The organism is Pseudomonas sp. HMWF021 (assembly GCF_003061005.1).
Lineage (GTDB): Bacteria > Pseudomonadota > Gammaproteobacteria > Pseudomonadales > Pseudomonadaceae > Aquipseudomonas.
The window spans coordinates 30,129-33,655 of the sequence record NZ_QAIK01000151.1 but is presented as its reverse complement, the minus strand read 5'-3'; the positions used below and the strand labels follow the sequence as shown (position 1 = coordinate 33,655).

Genomic DNA, 3,527 nt, shown 5'->3' with positions numbered 1-3,527 from the left:
GGTCGGGCTGGTGACGTTGATTTCGGTCAGGTGCTCACCGATCACATCCAGACCGACGAACAGCAGGCCTTTCTCACGCAGGGTCGGGCCAACCTGAGCGGCGATCCAGCGATCCTTGTCGGTCAGCGGGCGTGCTTCACCACGTCCACCGGCAGCGAGGTTGCCACGGGTTTCGCCCAAAGCCGGGATTCGCGCCAGGCAGTAGTCCACCGGCTCGCCGTCGATCATCAGGATGCGTTTGTCGCCATCGACGATGGCCGGCAGGTAGCCCTGGATCATGATCTGCTGCTTGCCGTGCAGGGTCAGGGTTTCCAGGATCACCGACAGGTTCGGGTGACCGGCGGTGTGGCGGAAGATCGACGAACCGCCCATGCCGTCCAGCGGCTTGAGGATCACGTCGCCATGGTGGTCGGCGAATTCGCGCAGCACATCCGGGCGACGGCTGACGATGGTCGGCGGCGTGCACTGCGGGAACAGCGTGGCGAACAGCTTTTCATTGCAGTCGCGCAGGCTCTGCGGTTTGTTGACCACCAGCACACCGGCGGTTTCGGCCTGTTCCAGCAGGTAGGTGGAGTAAACGAACTCCATGTCGAACGGCGGATCCTTGCGCATCAGGATCACGTCCAGATCACTCAACAGGTTGTCCTGCTCGGCGTCCAGTTCGAACCATTTTTCCGGGTTGGCGAAGACTTTCAGCGGCTTCATGCGTGCCCGGGCCTGACCTTCAGCCTGATACAGGTCGCGCTGCTCCATGTAGAACAGTTCCCAGCCACGTTTCTGCGCGGCCAGCAGCATGGCCAGCGAGCTATCCTTTTTATAGGAAATGCTGGCGATAGGGTCCATGACAATCCCGACGCGAACGCTCATTGGGTTTTCCTCGAAAATTGGCTACCGGATCGGTATTGAAAAAGTGCCGCCAGAGTGGCTCCGGGCGGGTTTTCGGTCAAGGGAAAACCCGTCGATAGATTGGACCGGGAGACTGTGCTAAAAAGGCTGCCATGCGGTGCTGGCCCTTGAACATCAAGGGTTTCCAGCCATTACTCATCGCAAAACGGACAATTTGATTCGCAAAGGCGACGGTAGAGCCCTCTTATGGAACAGCAGTCCAGCGCCTTGAAGGTCATGGTCATCGACGACTCGAAAACGATTCGTCGCACCGCCGAAACGCTGTTGAAGAATGTGGGCTGCGAAGTCATCACGGCCATCGACGGTTTCGACGCCCTGGCGAAGATCGCCGACCACCACCCCGGGATCATTTTTGTCGACATCATGATGCCGCGTCTGGATGGTTATCAGACCTGCGCTTTAATCAAGAATAACAGTGCGTTCAAGGCCACGCCGGTGATCATGCTGTCGTCGCGTGACGGGCTGTTCGACAAGGCCAAGGGGCGGATTGTCGGTTCTGATCAATTTTTGACCAAGCCTTTCAGCAAGGAAGAGCTGCTTGACGCGATTCAGGCCCACGTTCCGGGCTTCGCCGCCGTTTTGCCGCAGTAAGACACGTACAGTGACGCTCGGCCAGCGGGCCGGATGTCGACAAGAAAAATGGGGAAGACCATGGCACGTATCCTGATCGTCGATGATTCGCCGACTGAAATGTACAAACTCACCGGCATGCTGGAAAAGCACGGCCATGAAGTGCTCAAGGCCGAAAACGGTGCCGACGGCGTGGCCCTGGCCCGTCAGGAAAAGCCCGACGCCGTGCTGATGGACATCGTCATGCCCGGCCTCAACGGCTTTCAGGCCACCCGCCAGTTGACCAAGGATGCCGAGACCAGCCACATCCCGGTGATCATCATCACCACCAAGGATCAGGAAACCGACAAGGTCTGGGGCACCCGTCAGGGCGCCAGGGATTACCTGACCAAACCGGTCGAAGAAGACATGCTGATCAAGACCCTGAACAACGTGCTGGCCGGTTGACCGCGCGACCATGAACGAATCGCTGACCGCGTTCGAATTGCTGTGGCAGATCGACCAGCGCTGCCGACTGTTGGCGGCGGACCTGCCGTCGCAACCCGGCCGTCAGGATCGCTGGAGCGGCATCGGCTTTCGTCTCGGCGAGCATTGGTACGTGACGCCGATGGGCGAAGTCAGCGAAGTGCTGCACGAACCGCGCTGCACTCAGTTGCCCGGGGTCAAGCCGTGGGTCAAAGGGGTGGCTAACCTGCGTGGGCGCTTGCTGCCGATCATGGACCTGTGCGGATTCTTCGGCCACGAACTGTCGCCGTTGCGCAAACAGCGCAGGGTATTGGTGGTGGAGCACAACGACGTGTTTGCCGGGTTGCTGGTGGATGAGGTGTTCGGTCTGCAGCATTTCGAGCAGGACAGCTTCGAGCCGATTTCGATCAGCAAACGCCAGGGCTCCAAGGCCGAGTTCGTCAAAGGCTATTTCCGGCGCGAGCAGAACTGGCGGGTGTTCAGCCTGTTTGCGCTGGCGAAATCCCCGGTGTTCATGAGCGTCGCGATTTAGTCGAAACACCACCCAAACCTGTGGGAGCGGGCTTGCCCGCGATGGCGTCAGATCAGTCGCCATAGATGTCGGATGTGCCGGCCTCATCGCGGGCAAGCCCGCTCCCACAGGGTTTTCGGTGAGCTTTAAATGGCGCGGGAATAGGCGAGGACCGATGACAAAAGCAAAAACAGGCAAGTCGGCAGAAGGGTCGCGCAGTCGCTCGCAGATCATCGTGCTGTTCATCGCACTGATCGTGTTCATCATGCTGCTGTTCGCCAACTTCGCCTACCTCAACACCCAGGCCAACTACGACAAGCAGTACATCGGCCACGCCGGTGAGCTGCGCGTGCTGTCGCAGCGCATCGCCAAGAACGCCACCGAAGCCGCCGCCGGCAAGGCTGCCGCGTTCAAGCTGCTGAGCGATGCGCGCAACGATTTTGCCCAGCGCTGGGGTTATCTGAAGAAGGGCGACCCGGCCACCGGCCTGCCGCCCGCGCCGGCCACCGTGCGCCCGGAAATGCGCGCGGTGCAGCTGGACTGGGAACGCTTGCTGAAAAACACCGACGCGATTCTCTCCAGCGAACAGACCGTGCTGTCGCTGCATCAAGTCGCCGCGACCCTGGCCGAAACCGTGCCGCAGTTGCAGATCGAATACGAAAAAGTCGTCGAAATCCTCCTGCAACGCGGCGCACCGGCAGCGCAAGTGGCGATGGCCCAGCGCCAATCACTGCTCGCCGAACGCATTCTCGGCGCGGTCAACACCGTGCTGGCCGGCGACGAAAACTCGCAGCAGGCCGCCGACGCGTTTGGCCGCGACGCCACCCGTTTCGGCCAGGTACTTAACGGCATGCTGCAGGGCAATCCAACCCTGAAAATCAGCCAGGTCGAAGACCGCGACGCCCGCGCACGCCTGAGTGAAATTTCCGAGCTGTTCCAGTTCGTTTCAGGCTCCGTGGACGAAATCCTCGAAACCTCGCCGGAACTGTTCAAAGTCCGTGAGTCGGCCGGCAACATCTTCAGCCTCTCGCAGACCCTGCTCGACGAAGCCTCGCACCTCGCCACCGGTTTCGAA

The 3,527-nt window shown here is 60.4% G+C and carries 5 protein-coding genes; 4 read left to right on the top strand and 1 reads right to left on the bottom strand.

Going from position 1 to position 3,527, the window contains the following annotated elements; genetic code table 11:
* A partial coding sequence (gene gshB, locus DBR18_RS21695; RefSeq protein ID WP_256588837.1) for a glutathione synthase occupies positions 1 to 867 on the bottom strand: 867 nt, incomplete at its 3' end.
* Positions 868 to 1,092: 225 nt separating this feature from the next.
* On the opposite strand from gshB, the gene pilG reads away from it, so the two are divergent.
* From pilG to DBR18_RS28435, 4 genes are all read left to right on the top strand, one after another.
* A complete protein-coding gene (gene pilG / locus DBR18_RS21690) occupies positions 1,093 to 1,497 on the top strand; it encodes a twitching motility response regulator PilG (RefSeq protein ID WP_003229093.1) in 405 nt (134 codons plus the stop codon).
* A 60-nt stretch (positions 1,498 to 1,557) separates the two neighbouring features.
* Entirely contained in the window at positions 1,558 to 1,923 is a 366-nt protein-coding gene (pilH, locus tag DBR18_RS21685; RefSeq protein WP_047297146.1) for a twitching motility response regulator PilH, read from the top strand.
* A 10-nt stretch (positions 1,924 to 1,933) separates the two neighbouring features.
* A complete protein-coding gene (locus DBR18_RS21680; protein WP_108591852.1) occupies positions 1,934 to 2,473 on the top strand; it encodes a chemotaxis protein CheW in 540 nt (179 codons plus the stop codon).
* Positions 2,474 to 2,627: 154 nt separating this feature from the next.
* Positions 2,628 to 3,527: type IV pili methyl-accepting chemotaxis transducer N-terminal domain-containing protein (locus DBR18_RS28435; RefSeq protein WP_177482419.1), on the top strand; the 900-nt coding region annotated here is incomplete at its 3' end.

Bases quoted from the DNA above. Each gene is read 5' to 3' on its own strand.
- pilG (WP_003229093.1), top strand. From the start codon at position 1,093: ATGGAACAGCAGTCCAGCGCCTTGAAGGTCATGGTCATCGACGACTCG.
- pilH (WP_047297146.1), top strand. From the start codon at position 1,558: ATGGCACGTATCCTGATCGTCGATGATTCGCCGACTGAAATGTACAAA.
- DBR18_RS21680 (WP_108591852.1), top strand. From the start codon at position 1,934: ATGAACGAATCGCTGACCGCGTTCGAATTGCTGTGGCAGATCGACCAG.